The following is a 661-nucleotide window of genomic DNA, read 5'->3' on the forward strand; positions in this document are numbered from 1 at the left end:
GGAACTAGGTGCTTACCTTTCTATTTAATTCGTCTGCGAGTATCTTTCTTTATAGAAAGTAAGAAGGTTTATAATAGGAATGAGAAATACATAATAGTTAGGCTCTCTAAGCACCAACTATCTGACTTTTGCTGTAGAATTCGTATTTTAGTCATATGTTATGAAAATAAAAAGTATCAATTTTAGGTAAACTTCCAATTTACACCTGATTTCGCATTTAAATATGATAATAAAATCCCATATTTGTAATAAAAAAGAGATCGCAGTCTGCGACCCCTTTTTTATTTATTAGCTGCGTTTAGTGCAGTCAGTGAATTATTAAGTGCTGATTTGCACTTATTGACATCAGGGGTGGATGAACGAGCTGCTGCTAATACAACATCAATAGTTCCATCGATCTTGGTCCATTTAGAACCGTCTATTTTTCTAAGTTTAGCTTCTGATGAGTCCCACTGATGTTCTAAATCGTCTGCTCCTTTTTTCGTTGCAGTAAAGTTTTTTGAATTTACATCCTTGAGCATATCATTTTCAATGTTAATAAAATCCTTTAATTGCCCAGATAATGAAGCTTGTGAAGCAGTGGATTGTGATGCTAAATCATTACTGCGCCAGATATAACCACCTATACTTAGAACTAAGAAAATACAGAGCACTACAATGG

The 661-nt window shown here is 33.9% G+C and carries 1 pseudogene; it reads right to left on the reverse strand.

Annotated elements, in window-relative coordinates:
* Window positions 1-281: 281 nt before the first annotated feature.
* A pseudogene (locus AC1DWA_RS33035) lies at window positions 282-661 on the reverse strand (hypothetical protein); the annotation flags it as partial.

The sequence above is a fragment of the Rhodococcus sp. P4_F3_2 genome (assembly GCF_056401335.1).